This is a genomic window from Pseudomonas sp. AU12215, from assembly GCF_001675465.2.
GTDB classification, from domain to species: Bacteria; Pseudomonadota; Gammaproteobacteria; order Pseudomonadales; family Pseudomonadaceae; genus Pseudomonas; species Pseudomonas nitroreducens.
On the sequence record NZ_MACM02000174.1, the window covers coordinates 72020 to 87195 of the forward strand.

The 15176-nt window shown below is 67.2% G+C and carries 15 protein-coding genes; 6 read left to right on the forward strand and 9 right to left on the reverse strand.

What is annotated here, in order from left to right:
* Nucleotides 1–2: 2 nt before the first annotated feature.
* On the forward strand, nt 3–392 hold the full coding sequence (gene gcvH, locus A9513_RS28870; protein WP_024765736.1) for a glycine cleavage system protein GcvH: 390 nt from the start codon (nt 3–5) through the stop codon (nt 390–392).
* Between the two features lie 75 nt (nt 393–467).
* Nucleotides 468–3344 (forward strand): aminomethyl-transferring glycine dehydrogenase, encoded by a 2877-nt coding sequence (gcvP, locus tag A9513_RS28875; protein WP_065086220.1) that lies wholly within the window; start codon nt 468–470, stop codon nt 3342–3344.
* A gap of 97 nt (nt 3345–3441) precedes the next feature.
* Here the strand turns inward: gcvP and A9513_RS28880 are convergent, their stop codons facing one another.
* The 7 genes from A9513_RS28880 to A9513_RS28910 form a co-directional block, all read right to left on the reverse strand.
* Nucleotides 3442–3663 carry a hypothetical protein gene (locus tag A9513_RS28880; RefSeq protein ID WP_024765734.1) on the reverse strand — a complete coding sequence of 74 codons (222 nt, stop codon included), beginning with the start codon at nt 3661–3663 and terminating at the stop codon, nt 3442–3444.
* Between the two features lie 95 nt (nt 3664–3758).
* Nucleotides 3759–4085 carry a DUF2388 domain-containing protein gene (locus tag A9513_RS28885; RefSeq protein ID WP_024765733.1) on the reverse strand — a complete coding sequence of 109 codons (327 nt, stop codon included), beginning with the start codon at nt 4083–4085 and terminating at the stop codon, nt 3759–3761.
* Between the two features lie 111 nt (nt 4086–4196).
* Nucleotides 4197–4514, reverse strand: a complete 318-nt coding sequence (locus tag A9513_RS28890) for a DUF2388 domain-containing protein (protein WP_024765732.1) — start codon at nt 4512–4514, stop codon at nt 4197–4199.
* A gap of 74 nt (nt 4515–4588) precedes the next feature.
* Entirely contained in the window at nt 4589–6976 is a 2388-nt protein-coding gene (locus tag A9513_RS28895; protein WP_065086221.1) for a tetratricopeptide repeat protein, read from the reverse strand.
* Between the two features lie 122 nt (nt 6977–7098).
* Nucleotides 7099–8379, reverse strand: a complete 1281-nt coding sequence (locus tag A9513_RS28900) for a cytochrome c (protein WP_065086222.1) — start codon at nt 8377–8379, stop codon at nt 7099–7101.
* Complete coding sequence (locus A9513_RS28905) at nt 8376–9965, reverse strand: GMC family oxidoreductase (protein WP_065086223.1); 1590 nt, start codon at nt 9963–9965, stop codon at nt 8376–8378. Before A9513_RS28905 ends, A9513_RS28900 begins: the two co-directional genes overlap by 4 nt.
* Before the next feature lie 2 nt (nt 9966–9967).
* Entirely contained in the window at nt 9968–10474 is a 507-nt protein-coding gene (locus A9513_RS28910) for a sugar dehydrogenase complex small subunit (RefSeq protein ID WP_024767390.1), read from the reverse strand.
* Nucleotides 10475–10684: 210 nt separating this feature from the next.
* Between A9513_RS28910 and A9513_RS28915 the strand changes: the two genes are divergently transcribed.
* From A9513_RS28915 to A9513_RS28925, 3 genes are all read left to right on the forward strand, one after another.
* Entirely contained in the window at nt 10685–11479 is a 795-nt protein-coding gene (locus A9513_RS28915; RefSeq protein WP_065086276.1) for a thymidylate synthase, read from the forward strand.
* 309 nt (nt 11480–11788) lie between these two features.
* Nucleotides 11789–12946 carry an iron-containing alcohol dehydrogenase gene (locus A9513_RS28920; protein ID WP_065086224.1) on the forward strand — a complete coding sequence of 386 codons (1158 nt, stop codon included), beginning with the start codon at nt 11789–11791 and terminating at the stop codon, nt 12944–12946.
* 7 nt (nt 12947–12953) lie between these two features.
* On the forward strand, nt 12954–13388 hold the full coding sequence (locus A9513_RS28925; RefSeq protein WP_037016398.1) for a thioesterase family protein: 435 nt from the start codon (nt 12954–12956) through the stop codon (nt 13386–13388).
* Nucleotides 13389–13485: 97 nt separating this feature from the next.
* Here A9513_RS28925 and A9513_RS28930 read toward each other — a convergent pair whose 3' ends face one another.
* Nucleotides 13486–13851 (reverse strand): hypothetical protein, encoded by a 366-nt coding sequence (locus A9513_RS28930; protein ID WP_024767394.1) that lies wholly within the window; start codon nt 13849–13851, stop codon nt 13486–13488.
* A 275-nt stretch (nt 13852–14126) separates the two neighbouring features.
* Here A9513_RS28930 and A9513_RS28935 point away from each other — a divergent pair, with 275 nt between their 5' ends.
* Entirely contained in the window at nt 14127–14666 is a 540-nt protein-coding gene (locus A9513_RS28935) for a DUF2087 domain-containing protein (protein WP_024767395.1), read from the forward strand.
* A gap of 59 nt (nt 14667–14725) precedes the next feature.
* Here the strand turns inward: A9513_RS28935 and A9513_RS28940 are convergent, their stop codons facing one another.
* Nucleotides 14726–15166, reverse strand: a complete 441-nt coding sequence (locus A9513_RS28940) for a glycine zipper domain-containing protein (protein ID WP_065086225.1) — start codon at nt 15164–15166, stop codon at nt 14726–14728.
* Nucleotides 15167–15176: the final 10 nt, after the last annotated feature.

Sequence of the window (15176 nt, forward strand, 5' to 3'; positions counted from 1 at the left end):
AGATGAGCAATATCCCCGCCGACCTGCGTTACGCCGCCAGCCACGAGTGGGCGCGCCTGGAAGCCGACGGTACCGTCACCGTGGGCATCTCCGACCACGCCCAGGAAGCCCTGGGCGACGTGGTCTTCGTCGAACTGCCGGAAGTGGGCAAGACCCTTGCCGCCGGCCAGGAAGCCGGTGTGGTCGAGTCGGTGAAGGCCGCCTCGGACATCTACGCCCCGGTAAGCGGTGAAGTCATCGCCGTCAACGACGTGCTGGCCGACACCCCCGAAGAAGTGAACAACGATCCGTACGGTTCGTGGTTCTTCAAGCTCAAGCCGAGCAACCCGGCCGAGCTGGACAAGCTGCTCGACGCCGCCGGCTACCGCGCTGCCAGCGACGCCGACGCGTAAGACACTGCTGTACACACAGGCCTCGATTCGTCGGGGCCTGTTCTTTTCAGGGAACGCCCTTTCGAGACCGTGGCCATGTCGAACACCCCTTCGCTTTCCCAGCTGCACCAGCCTGATGCCTTCCTCGCCCGCCACCTGGGCCCCGATGCCGCCGAGCAGCAAGCCATGCTCGACACCCTGGGACTGAAAAATCGCGACGACCTGATCGTGCAGACGGTCCCGCCGGCCATCCGCCTGAACCGGCCGCTGGACCTGCCGACCGCCCTCGACGAGCAGGGTGCACTGGCCAAGCTGAAGGGCCACGCGCTGAAGAACGAGCTGTGGACCAGCCTGATCGGCACCGGCTACTACGGCACCCTGACGCCGACCGTGATCCTGCGCAACGTGCTGGAGAACCCGGGCTGGTACACCGCCTACACCCCGTACCAGCCGGAGATCGCCCAGGGCCGTCTCGAATCCCTGCTGAACTTCCAGCAGATGACCATCGACCTCACCGGCCTCGATCTCGCCAGCGCCTCGCTGCTGGACGAAGCCACCGCCGCCGCCGAGGCCATGGCGCTGGCCAAGCGCGTGGCCAAGGCGAAGAGCAACCTGTTCTTCGTCGACAGCCACTGCCACCCGCAGACCATCTCCGTGGTGCAGACCCGCGCCGAAGCCTTCGGCTTCGACGTGGTGGTCGACGAGGTGGACAACCTCGGTCAGCACCAGGTGTTCGGCGCGCTGCTGCAGTACCCGGATACCCGTGGCGAGGTGCGTGACCTGCGCCCGCTGATCGACGCGCTGCACGCCCAGCAGGCGATCGCCTGCGTCGCCAGCGACCTGCTCGCGCTGCTGCTGCTCACCCCGCCGGGCGAGCTGGGTGCCGACGTGGTCCTGGGCAGCGCCCAGCGCTTCGGCGTGCCGATGGGCTACGGCGGCCCGCACGCAGCCTTCTTCGCCTGCCGCGACGAGTACAAGCGCGCCATGCCGGGCCGGATCATCGGCGTGTCCAAGGACGCCCGTGGCAACACCGCGCTGCGCATGGCGTTGCAGACCCGCGAACAGCACATCCGCCGCGAGAAGGCCAACTCCAACGTCTGCACCTCGCAGGTGCTGCTGGCCAACATCGCCAGCCTGTACGCCGTCTACCACGGCCCGCAGGGCCTCAAGCGCATCGCCCAGCGCGTGCACCGCCTGACTGCCGTGCTGGCCGCCGGCCTCGCTGCCAAGGGCCTGAAGCCGGTCAATCAGCACTTCTTCGATACCCTGACCTTCGATGTCGGCGCGCAGCAGCAGGCCATCGTCGAGCGCGCCCGCGCCGCCCGCGTGAACCTGCGCATCGTCGGCGAGGACCGCCTGGGCGTGAGCCTGGACGAAACCACCAGCGCCGAGACCCTCGCCAGCCTGTTCGACATCTTCCTGGGCGCCGGCCATGGCCTGGATGTGGCGCAGCTCGACGCCGGCCAGGTCGCTGACGGCATTCCCGCCGCGCTGCAACGCAGCAGCGACTACCTGACCCACCCCGTCTTCAACCGCCACCACAGCGAAACCGAGATGCTGCGCTACCTGCGCCAGCTCGAGGGCAAGGACCTGGCGCTGAACCAGGCGATGATCCCGCTGGGCTCCTGCACCATGAAGCTCAACGCCACCAGCGAGATGATCCCGATCACCTGGCCGGAATTCGCCACGCTGCACCCCTTCGTGCCACGCGAGCAAGCCGAGGGCTACCGCCTGATGATCGAGGAGCTGGAAAGCTGGCTCTGCGCGATTACCGGCTTCGACGCCATCTGCATGCAGCCCAACTCCGGCGCCCAGGGCGAGTACGCCGGCCTGCTGGCGATCCGCAAGTACCACGAAAGCCGTGGCGATGCGCACCGCAATATCTGCCTGATCCCGTCTTCGGCCCACGGCACCAACCCGGCCTCGGCGATCATGGCGAGCATGCGCGTGGTCATCGTCGAGTGCGACAAGGGCGGCAACGTCGACATGGAGGACCTCAAGCGCAAGGCGGCCGAAGCCGGCGAGCAGCTGTCCTGCCTGATGATCACCTACCCGTCCACCCACGGGGTGTACGAGGAAGGCATCCGCGAAATCTGCGAGGTCATCCACGGCCACGGCGGCCAGGTCTACATGGACGGCGCCAACCTCAACGCCCAGGTCGGCCTGGCGCGTCCGGCGGACATCGGTGCCGACGTGTCGCACATGAACCTGCACAAGACCTTCTGCATTCCCCATGGTGGTGGCGGCCCGGGCATGGGCCCGATCGGCGTGAAGAAGCACCTCGCGCCCTTTGTCGCCAACCACCCGGTGATCCGCATCGAAGGCCCGAACCCGCTCAACGGCGCGGTCAGCGCCGCGCCCTGGGGCAGCGCCAGCATCCTGCCGATCAGCTGGATGTACATCGCCATGATGGGCCCGCAACTGGCCGACGCCACCGAGGTGGCGATCCTCAACGCCAACTACCTGGCCCAGCAGCTCGATGGCGCCTTCCCGGTGCTCTACCGTGGCCGCAACGAGCGCGTTGCCCACGAGTGCATCCTCGACCTGCGTCCGCTCAAGGCGCAGACCGGGATCAGCGAGGAGGACGTGGCCAAGCGCCTGATGGACTACGGCTTCCACGCCCCGACCATGTCCTTCCCGGTGCCGGGCACGCTGATGATCGAGCCCACCGAGAGCGAGTCCAAGCACGAACTGGACCGCTTCATCGAGGCGATGCTGTCGATCCGCGCGGAGATCGCCAAGGTCGAGACCGGCGAATGGCCGGCCGAAGCCAACCCGCTCAAGGGCGCGCCGCACACCCTGGCGGATGTGACCGGGCTGTGGGATCGCCCCTACCAGATCGCCGAAGCGGTGACCCCCACCGAGCACACCCGTGCCTTCAAGTACTGGCCGGCAGTGAACCGTGTGGACAACGTCTACGGCGACCGCAACCTGTTCTGCGCCTGCGTGCCGGTGGACGACTACCGCGAATGAGCGGTGCGTTGAACTGAAAAAGCCGCCTTCGGGCGGCTTTCTTGTTTTTTGTACGGGTTCGTTCCGGCGTGGGAGCGAACCGGGCCGGCAGAGGGCCTCAGGGCTTCAGCTGCAACCGGCCGATCAGGCGGATCAGCAGCGCAAACAGCACGATCATCAGCACATTGCTGAGCATGCCGATCAGGTTGTAGACGGCGGACGGCAGCAGCGAATAGATCTCCAGGCCGACCACGCTGAGCAGGCGGCTGAGCAGCCAGAAGCCTTCACTGACGATCAGCAGGATCAGGGTGATCTTCAGCGGCTGGATGGGATCGTTCATGGGACACTCCGTGTCGGAATTGGAGTGTCAGTAGAACACAGCCGCGCCCCGCCGGCTTGGCCCGCGGCGAGCGCCACGGGCCGCGCCGGTGGGTATCACTGGGCGGGTGCGTCATCTCGGCGGACGAGGATGGCGTTGGCCAGTTCCATGTCGCTGCGGTCCTGCAGCGCGGCGTCGTCGCTGCGCAGGCGGGTGAGGGCCGCCTCCAGGTACGGGCCGCGGATCGCACCGTCACTGGCGACGAACGCGCTCGCATCGTCCTGGGCGGCGACGATCAGCTTGTCGTGCTTGAAGGTCAGGTAGGTCGACGCGGTTGTGGCGCCGGATGAGATGACGTCGCGCCAGAAGTCGCCGTCGGCCATGGCCGAGGCAACGGGCAGGGCGAGCAGGGCAAAGGCAGTGGCCAGTTTCGCGGTACGCATCGGTTCCACCTCCGGAAGGTCCGTGTACAGGTGAGAGGCGCAGCGGCTGGTGGGAGTTCCAAGATTATCCGCGCGAGGTGCGCGAGCGGTTGCCCGCGCGCCTCGCGTGGGTCAGCGCTGGGCGGCCAGGATTGCCGAGGCCAGCTCCGCGTCGCTGGCTTGCGCCAGGGCCGGGTCGGCACTGCGCATCTGCTGCAGCGTGGCTTCCAGGTAGGGGCCGCGGATGGCGCCATCGGTGGCGATGAAGCTGGCGGCGTCGTCCTGGGCCGGGCCGATCAGCTTGTGATCGTCACGGCTGGTCAGGTAGCTCGAGGCGGTGGTGGCGCCGGAGGTGAGGACGCCGCGCCAGAAGCTGCGGTCCTCGGCCATGGCCGAGGCGAGGGGGAGAAGGGTAAGGGCTACGACGACAGGGGCGAAACGGCGACGCATGGTGTCTCCTTGGATGATTGCGCGCCAATCAGAGCCTTGGAAGTTTCAGCGGTTCCGGCCTGTCGTCGGAATTTTCACTCTCGTTTTAGCGCCGGATCGTCCGGATTCTGCTGCTCCAGTTCCGCAGTGAACTGCTGCACCTTCTGGAATTGCCCGGTTTCGCGCAGGTAGTCGATCAGCGCCAGGCGCGCCGTCCGGTTGGCAGGGTGGCGCTGCAGCAGTTGTTCCAGCTCGTGGCAGGCGCCGTCGCTGTCGCCGGTGTCATGCAGGGCGATGGCCAGGACGAAGCGGAACTGGTCGTCGTCCGGGCTCAGGCGCACCGCTTCGCGCAGTTCCTTGAGCGCCTGCGTACGTTGCCCCTGGCGCACCAGGCCGAGGCCATTGACGTGGTGCAGCAGGCCGGAAGCGGGGAACAGGCGCAAGCCTTCATCCAGCGCTTGCCTGGCTTCGGCTGCCCGGCCATTGCCCTCCAGCCACTGGATCAGCGTGACCCGCGCGGGCAGGAAGTCGGGGTTGCGCTGAATGGCGGCGCGCAGCGCCGGCTCCACCTGATCGCCCCGATCGGTCTGCTGGTAGAGCATGGCGAGGTTGAGATTGGCCTCGGCACGCTCGGCGAGGGCGTGCTGGACCTGTTCGTACTCTTCGAGACCCTTGCCCAGGGCCGCTCCGATGCTGGCGCGAACCGGTGGCGGGAGCTGGGCCAGTTGCCAGGCCGCGGCGATGCGTACGGCGCGGATCGGGTCATTGAGCAACGGCGCCAGCAGCATGGCCTGCTGTGGGGCGCCCGCGAGGGCCGGCAGAGCCTCGATGGCGGCGTTGCGTACCAGCGGGTCGGCGTCCTTCAGGCCCAGGGCCACCAGCTCCAGCGAACGCTGGCTGGGGTAGCTGGGCAGTTCGGCAAGCAGGGTCGCCCGGCGGATCGCCGGCAGGTCGGTCGTCGCCAGCAGCAGGTGCAGCGCGCGGGAGGCGCCGGGCTTGCCGTTGCGCGCCTTCCACAGGGTGTCGTCATAGCGCGGCGCTGGGTTGCTGGAGGCATTGGGTTTGGCCGGCAGCTCGCTGGAGAACCACTCGCGGAACTTCGCGCCGAGCTGCTTGCCGGGCATGTCGCGGTGGCAGGCCTGGCAGGCATCCGGCGCGCTGATGCGACGGGCATGGGCGGGGTCCGGCAGGGTGAAACCATGGTCGTGGCGGTAGTCATTGACCATGTAGTAACGCCCCGGCATGTGGCAGGCGGTGCATTGCGCGCCCGGTGTACCGGGTTGGTGATGTGTGTGCTCGGGCGAGTCGTAGTTCTTCGCCTGCAGGCCCTTGCCGTCGATCTGCGGGCGCACCGGCTTGCCCGCCGTGTTGTGGCATTGCAGGCAGACGCCATTGCCCGGTGCCTTCAGCTCGCCGCTGTGGGGGTTGTGGCAATCGGTGCACTGGACCCCTTTGGCGAACATCTTGCTCTGGGTGAAGGAACCCCATTCGAAGACTTCGTCCTTGATCTTGCCGTCGATCTCGTACAGCTCGCGGGTCAGCGTGCTGGGCAGGTAGTCGTCCATGAAACGATGCTTGTTCTGGAAGCCGTCGGCCAGCGGTGCGCGGCGCGCGTGGCAGCGTGCGCAGGTCTCGACGATGGTCGCCTGGCTGGCGTTCTGCAGCGGCACTTCGAACCCCTTGTCCGCGCTGCGGTCGGGCTTGCGCGCCCATTCAAGGTGCCGGGATGCCGGGCCATGGCAGGCCTGGCAGCCGACGCCGAGGCTGTTCCAGTGGCTGGCGAAGCTGTCGGTGGTGGCGGTGTAATTGCGCTTGAAACCGGTGGTATGGCATTCGATGCACATGAAGTTGGCGTTTTGCGCCGGGCGGGTCCAGTGCAGCTCGTCCTTGTGGTCGATACCCTGGCCGGGCATCAGCTGGAACCACTGGTGCTTGCGGCTATCCCAGGCCACGCCGAGGGCTTGCAGGCGACCGCCCGGATACTCGAGGAGATACTGCTGCAGCGGTTCGAAGCCGAAGGTGTAGGCCACCTTGAAGTCCGCCGGCTTGCCGTCGGCGCCGGGAGTATTGACCCAGTACTCGCCTTCCTTGCGGAAAAAGCGAGTGGTCTCGGTCTCGCCCTTGAAGGTGACGTTGGCGAAGTCCCCCAGCACATTGCCCTCGGCAGCTGGCTTCATCGCCTGCTGGTGGTGGGAACCCTGCCAGCTCTTGAACTGTGCCTGGTGGCAGCCTTGGCATTGCACTTCGTCGACCATTGTCGTGGTGGGTGCCGGTGGAACTGCCAATGGCGCGGGAGTCGATGCCGGGGCTTTGGCGGGCGCACTGGCAGACACCGGCAGCGCCGGGTTGCTGTTCTGCACCCACCACCACAGACCGAGGGTGGCAACCAGCAGCAGGCCGGCACAGGCGGCCAGCAGCCATCCGCGATAGGGTTTGCGCGGCAGGATCTCCGGGCGTGGAGCAGGCTTCTTCGGCTTGGGCATTCGACTTCCATTGTTCTGCAGGACAACTCCACGAATCGGCGCAGCTTCGACGAGGGGCTGCCGGCCTGTCAACGCGAATCAGGCCGGCTCGTGATCCCTTCGGTGAAGGGCGCCAGCCCCGCTCAAGGCTGGCGGATTTCGGCGACCCGCGCGCTGTCGACCTTTACCTCCGGATTGCCGAACTGTGCCGTGAGATAGTTCACCAGCGTGGCGATCTGTTCGTCATTGAGCGTGCCGGCGAAGCCCGGCATGAACATCTCCTCGTCGCCTACCTTGCGGTGCACGCCGCCCAGTACCACCTGCACCAGGTTGTCCGGCTGCAGGGCGCCCACGGCGCTGTTCTTCAGCAGCATCGGGTAGTAGCCGTCCTTCACCCCTTCGCCGCTCCAGGAGTGGCAGCTGGCGCAATTGCCCAGGTACAGGCGCGCACCATCGCCGTGCTTTTGTGCGGCGAAGTCCTGGCCGCGCAAGGTGACCACATCGTCCGCCGGCTCGCCCCAGGCAAAGCGTGCCTTGCGTTCGCCATCGCTGACCTCCGGCACGCTGCGCAGGTAGCTGGCGATGGCCAGCAGGTCGGCGTCGGTCATGTACTGGAAACTGTGCTGCACCGCCTCGGCCATGGGTCCGGCCGCCTGCGCCTTGCCCGGCACGCGGCCGGTCTTCAGGTACTGGGCGATCTCCGCGTCGCTCCAGCCGCCGATGCCGCTGTGGGTGTCGGGGGTGATGTTGAAGGCATACCAGCCACCCAGCGCGGCGCCGGAGAGGAAGCCGGTAGTGCGTTCGTCCACGGCCTTCTCCTGGAAGGCCATGCCGCGCGGTGTGTGGCAGGTGCCGCAATGCGCTAGGCCCTGGACCAGGTAGCCGCCGCGGTTCCAGGCCGGGCTCTGCTTCGGGTTGGGCTGGTAGACCGAATCCTGGTGAAACAGCAGGTTCCAGATCGCCAGCGGCCAGCGCATGTTCAGCGGCCAGGCGATATCGGAATCCTGGTTGGGCTGCGCGACGGCCTGCACGCCGCCTTCGAGGAACCAGGCGTAGAGCGCCTTCATATCCTCGTCGGTGATCTTCGCGTAGGCGGTGTAGGGCATTGCCGGGTAGAGGCGGGTGCCGCCCTTGGCCACGCCGTCGCGCAGGGCACGGGCGAAGTCGTCGTAGCTGTAGCTGCCGATGCCGGTCTTCGGGTCGGGGGTGATATTGGTGGAATACACCGCGCCCAGCGGCGTGGCCAGTGGCAGGCCGCCGGCGAAGGGCTTGCCGCCCGGCGCGGTGTGGCAGGCTGCGCAGTCGCCGGCGCGGGCCAGGTATTCGCCGCGCTGCAGCAGCTCCTGCGGGGCGGGATCGAGGGCCTTGGCGGCGTGCGAGGCCAGGGGAGCGGCCAGCAGGGCAAGCAGGATCAGACGCTTCATGCCTTGGCCTCCCGCTTCAGCTGTTCGGCCAGGCGCAGGGCCAGGGCGGCGATGGTCAGGGTGCAGTTCACCGAGCCGACGGTGGGCATCACGCCACTGCTGGCGATGAACAGGTTGGGATGGTCGTGGCAGCGGCACTGGGCATCCACCACCGAATCCTTCGGGTCGTCACCCATCAGCACGGTGCCGGTGATGTGGTTGTTGTTGGCGAAGCTGTCGTCGAACTTCACCTCCTCACCACCCAGCAGCTTGGCTGCGTGGGCGTAGACCTCGCGGGTGTGCACCGCGCTCTTGCGCACGTACTCGTCCATGGCATAGGTGAATTCGGGCTTGGGGATGCCGGCGGCGTCGCGCTCGGTGGCGCTGGGGACGATGCGGTTCTCCGGGTGCGGGAGGATTTCGTGGAAGCTGTCGAAGCGCACGAAGCGCGCGGCGCGGTCGCGGATCTTCGCTTCCAGGTCGTGGCCCAGCAGCAGCGGCCCGTGGCGGATCAGTTCGGCGGCCACCTGGTCGGTGCGCGAGAGGTTGGACAGGTGGATCTTCTTCGACGCGTACTCGCTGCGGAACGCGCCGTCGCGGAAGCCCACCATGGAGGTCATTTCCTGCGGCCCGCGGCCCGGCCAGAGTTTCTCATCGGCATAGAACTGCACGGCGGTGCCGGGATGGTCCATCAGGTTGCGGCCGACCATGTCGGAGCTGTTGCCGACGTCGGACATCAGCATCAGCTTGGGCGTCTCGATGCCATTGGCAGCGAGGATGAAGGTGTCGCCCTCGACGCGCACCTCGTTGCCTTGCGGGTCCTTGTACAGCGCCGCGACTATCTTGCCGCCGTCGCCCTTTTCCAGCTTGAACACCACGGCGTTCTCGAGCAGCCGGGCGCCGGCGGCCTCGGCCTTCTCGACGTGGACGATGCCGTTGTACATGGCGCCGATGGGGCAGATGGGCATGCAGTTGTTGTTGCCGCAGCAGGTCGGCCGGCCATCGTAGGGCCGGCTGTTGCGCGCCACCGGCTCGGTGACCACGCGGTAGCCGTTGGCGTTGAGCAGGGTCTTGATGCGCTGCTCGTTCCACGACAACGGCAACGGCGGCATCGGGTAGGGCTGGCTGCGCGGCGAATCGAGCTCTTCGTCACCCGGTCCCCAGACGCCCAGTTCCTCTTCGGCGCGCTGGTACCAGGGCTCCAGTTCGGCGTACTCGATGGGCCAGTCGCGGCCCACGCCGTAGAGGCTGAGCAGCTTGAAATCATTGGGCAGGAAGCGCCAGGCCGACGCCGCCCAGTGCCAGGTGGTCCCGCCCACGGCGCGAATGTACTGCACGTCGTAGGGGTGTTCGCCTTTCTGGATCAGGTAATGGTTGTCCGGCTTGAACTGCGGATGCGGCGCGTACGGGCTGGACGGGTAGGGCGCCTGGTTGTCGGACTTGTCCGCCTGGTTGCGGAAGCGCTCGACGATCTCCCAGCGCCCCATGCGCGGTCCGGCTTCGAGGATCAGCACATCCTTGCCGGCCAGCGCCAGCTGATGGGCGACCAGCGCGCCGGCGACGCCGGAGCCGACCACCACGAAATCGGCGCGTTGCGTATCGGCCATCCTCAGGCCCCCCGCTCGGTCGGTTGTGCCGCCCAGAAGCCGGGCTTGTTCGGGCAATAGCTGCGGATCACCAGCACGTCGTCCACGGCGCGGAACATCAGCGCCTGTTCGTAGGTGACCACTGTGGCGCTGGTGTCATCGCCGATCTGGCCCAGGTACCAGCCGCCGAGAATCTGCCGGGCCAGCCACTGCTGGCGCTCGGTCCAGGTGGCCGGCGCGTCGCCCAGGCGATCCAGCAGTTCCGCGAGACTCTGCCGCAGCGCCGTGTCGCGCTGGGCCAGGACGCCGAACAGGCGTTCGCCGATGCGCGGGTCGAGGTTGCTGCGGCCGGTCAGGCGCTGGGACAGGGTCATGAACTCGTCCAGCTCCGTCGCTGCCTGGGGCGTCAGCGCGGCCCAGGTGCGTGCGGCCGGGCTGAGCAGTACACCGCCCAGAGCGGCACTGGCGCACGCCACTGCCAGCAGGCGACGGCGCGAAAAAGGAAAGGCGGGCGGCTGTGCCTCGGACATGTCGACCTCTCTTGCAACAGACGAACGGTTGGGGAGCGCGGTCTGGCGCCGCTTGAATCGGGTGTTGGTCGGCCAGGGTGGCGAGACTGGGCCCAGGCCCTTAGTATTGCCGCTTGTTCAGATTCTGCCGGGCGAATCGTTCTGCCGGCGGCCCACCCCGGAGCCGCGCCGCAGAGCCGCACCGACCGGCTTTTGGGTGATACCTTCGCGATGAAACAGTACCTCGACCTCATGCGCCACGTGCGCGAACACGGCACCTTCAAGAGCGACCGCACCGGCACCGGCACCTACAGTGTGTTCGGCCACCAGATGCGCTTCGACCTCGCCGAAGGCTTCCCGCTGGTGACCACCAAGAAGTGCCACCTCAGATCGATCGTCCATGAACTGCTGTGGTTCCTCAAAGGTTCGACCAACATCGCCTACCTGAAGGAAAACGGCGTCTCGATCTGGGACGAATGGGCCGACGAGAACGGCGACCTCGGCCCGGTCTACGGCTACCAGTGGCGCTCCTGGCCGGCCCCGGACGGCCGCCATATCGACCAGATCGCCAACCTGATGGAGATGCTGAAGAAGAACCCGGACTCGCGCCGGCTGATCGTCTCCGCGTGGAACCCCGCGCTGATCGACGAAATGGCCCTGCCGCCGTGCCACGCGCTGTTCCAGTTCTATGTCGCCGACGGCAAGCTCAGCTGCCAGCTGTACCAGCGCTCGGCCGACATCTTCCTCGGCGTGCCCTTCAACATCGCCAGCTACGCGCTGCTGACCCTGATGGTCGCGCAGGTCGCGGGCTTCGAGCCGGGCGAGTTCATCTGGACTGGCGGCGACTGCCACCTGTACGCCAACCACCTGGAGCAGACCGACCTGCAGTTGACCCGCCAGCCGCTGCCGCTGCCCACCATGAAGATCAACCCCGAGGTGAAGGAGCTGTTCGACTTCCGCTTCGAGGACTTCGAACTGGTCGGCTACGAAGCCCACCCGCACATCAAGGCGCCGGTCGCTGTCTGACCTGCCCTCGATGAAGAAGAGGCCGGCGTAATGCCGGCCTTTTTCGTTTCTGCGAGGCTGATCCCGTGGGAGCGGGCTCCGTCCGCGATGTGCTACCGGCCTGCTCGGAGCCACCGGAAATCGATCGCGGATGAATTTGCTCCCATGTTCCCTTGCGCGCCGTGGCTTCCCATTCATCTGGTGAATGAGCGTTTCGCCTGGCGGTACAGGGTTTCAGGTTGATGTGTTGCGTTGCTATGCTCCCCGGGCTGGCCACTGAGCGGTGGCCTACGGATTTTCCGCACTACAACGACAAGACCGGGGACCGTCATGCAGCCTTTCAGCTTCGCCACCACCGCGCAGATCCTCTGCGAGAGTGGCTCCGCCGCCCGCCTGGGTGAACTCTGCCGCGAGCGCGGCGCCCAGCGCGTGCTCATCGTCACCGATCCCGGCATCACCCGCCTGAACATGCTCGACGGCGTGCTGCCCGGCTTCGCCACGGCTGGCGTGGCGGTGGACGTCTTCGATCAGGTGGTGGCCGACCCGCCGGAAAGCGTCGTGCTGGCAGCCGCCGAGCAGGCTCGCAAGATGGCTGCGCAACTGGTGGTCGGCTATGGCGGCGGCAGCTCGATGGACGTCGCCAAGCTGGTGGCGCTGCTGGCGCATCCGTCGGCATCCCAGGGGCTGAAGGACATCTTCGGCGTTGGCAACGCTCGCGGCCCACGCCTGCCGCTGATCCAGGTGCCGACCACCGCGGGTACCGGTTCGGAAGTGACACCCATCGCCATCGTCACCACCGGCGAGACCACCAAGATGGGCGTGGTCAGCCCGTACCTGCTGCCGGACCTGGCCGTGCTCGACGCCGACCTCACCCTCGGCCTGCCGCCGGCGGTCACCGCCGCCACCGGCATCGACGCCATGGTGCACGCCATCGAGGCCTACACCAGCAAGCTGAAGAAGAACCCGCTGTCCGACCTGCTGGCCCGCGAAGCGCTGCGCCTGCTGGCGCTGAACCTCGACGAAGCCGTGCACAATGGCGGCAACCGCGAGGCGCGCCAGGCCATGCTGCTGGGCGCCTGCCTGGCCGGTCAGGCCTTCGCCAACGCCCCGGTGGCCGCCGTGCACGCGCTGGCCTATCCGCTGGGCGGGCACTTCCACATTCCCCACGGCCTGAGCAATGCGCTGGTGCTGCCCGAGGTGGTCCGCTTCAATGCGCCCAACGCCGCGCCGCTCTACGCCGAGCTCGCGCCACTGCTGCTGGGCGAGCGCCTGCGCAGCGATGCCGACCGCACCGAGCAGTTCATCGCCGAGCTGGCCGACCTCAGCCCGCGCAGCGGCCTGCCGTCGCGCCTGCGCGATGCCGGCGTACCGGAGGCCAGCCTGCCGCGCCTGGCCGCCGATGCGATGTTGCAGCAGCGCCTGCTGGTGAATAATCCCCGCGATGTCAGCGAGAGCGACGCGCTGGCCATCTACCGAGCCGCCTTCTGAGAACCCGATGAGCGAACAGCACCCCAGCCGCACCGACTACGCGCACTTCCAGCCGATCACCACCCGCTGGCACGACAACGATATCTACGGCCACGTGAACAACGTGACCTACTACGGCTTCTTCGACACAGCGGTGAACACCTACCTGATCGAGCGCGGTGGCCTGGATATCCACGGCGGCGAGGTGGTGGGCTTCGTGGTCAGCTCCAGCTGTGATTATTTCGCGCCGGTGGCCTTCCCCGAGCGCATCGAGGTCGGCCTGCGGGTCGGCAAGCTGGGCAACAGCTCGGTTCAGTACGAACTGGCGATCTTCCGCGAGGGCGAGGACCTGGCCTGCGCGGCGGGCAAGTTCGTGCATGTGTTCGTCGACCGCGCGAGCAACCGGCCGGTATCGATTCCTCCTGCGTTGCGGGAAGCGATGGAGGTGCTGGTACGCGTTTGACGGGCTCTTTGCGGGAGCGAGCCTGCTCGCGAACACGTCGCGCATCGGCGATGCCAGCAATTCCGTTCGCAAGCAAGCTCGCTCCTGCGACGATTACCTACCACCCCATCGGATAATGCTCGATCCGGCACGGCCGGCTGTTGCCGTCGCCCTTGCAGATGCCGTCCAGGTACTGGTAGCGCATCCACACCCGCTGCCCTGGCGCTGGCCAGTGCTTACGCGGGATCATGCTTTGCCAGTCGGCGCTTTCCGGCTCGAAGGCGATCAGCGCGCCCCGATTCGGGCAATCCGCGCCGGCGGCCCGTGGCTTGACCGACTCCACGCGGCCTTCCAGGCCCCGCACGGGCAGTTTGAGCGCCCCGATGATCTCCACTTCCATCTGGCAGACCTGCCAGTCCCCGGCGTGCGCGGTCTGCACGGCGCCAAGCGACAGCAGCAGACCGGCGGCAGCAAGCGCTTTCACGAATGACTCCTTGTGGCCAGTGATCCCTTCCCGACAAGCCTATACGAGGCTGGCCGGATGACATGGGGCTTGTCCCGGGTGGCGCGCCCGGCCTATGCTGGCCGCCGGTCGGCAGTTCACCCAGGCGTCGCCGCCTCCGTATGGAGAGCGCTAAACCTGCCACGCGGTTCCCCGCACCTTTGACGATCCGACACACTTTCCCAGTGCCGCATCGGAAGCCGGCGACCCCCGATCACCTCCTGCACGAGGTCTTGGCACGCAACGAGGATTGCACTGTGTCCAGGCAACGCTTGCCCTACCACGCCCCCGATATGTCGGTGCTGGCGAAATTCCTGACGCGACAATTGGACGAATCGCCCGAACGTCCCGGTCATGTGGAGATGCTCAACCTGCTGGCCCGCGCGGTTGGCTTCCGCAACTACCAGGCGCTGCGCGCCAGCCACCAGGCTGAGGCGCGCTTGGCCCGCGAAATAGAGCCCGAAGCCGTGGTGGATTTTCGCCGCGTCGAGCAGTGGCGGCGCTACTTCGATGAGGCCGGCTGCCTGCAACGCTGGCCGAAGAAACACAGCCACCGTGAGGCCTGCCTCTGGGTGCTGTGGTCGCGCTTGCCGGCGCGGCAAACGTGGAGTGAAAAGGACATCAACGGCCGCCTGCGTGCTCAGGAACGCCTGGGTGACCACCTGCTGCTTCGGCGCGCCCTGGTCGATGGCGGATGGCTGCAGCGCACCGACGATGGCGGTGAATACCGTCGCGTTGAGCGCCGACCGCCAGCTGAGCTGAGTGCGCTGTTGTCCTGCTTGCCCGCCTGCGCCTAATCGGTCGGTCATGAACAAAAAAGCCCGCCAATCGGCGGGCTTTTTCACACGGGCATCGGTCAGTCGTCGTGATGCTTGTGTTTGTGCTTGTAGTGGCCTTTGCCCTTGTGGCGGTCGCTCTTGTGACCACTGCTGTGGTGGTCATCGTTGTCGTCGGCCAGGTGGTTGCCCAGCGCGCCGCCCGCCGCGCCGCCCAGGCCCGCGCCAATGGCGCCACCGGTGGAGCCACCGACCTTGTTGCCGATGACCGAGCCGCCTGCCGCACCCAGGCCGCCGCCAATGGCTGCCTCGGTCTTGTTGCCGTTCTTGGCACCCATCGCGCCGCCAGCTGCACCGCCTACGCCAGCACCGATGGCCGCGCCGGTGGAGCCACCCAGGGCGCCCCCCACCACGTTGCCCAGTGCGCCCCCGACACCGCCGCCAATGGCGGATTTGGTGTCGTCGGCGACGGCGTGGCTGGCCAGCAGGGCCAGTGCCAGAACAGAAAGAGTCTTACGCATGTTGCGAACC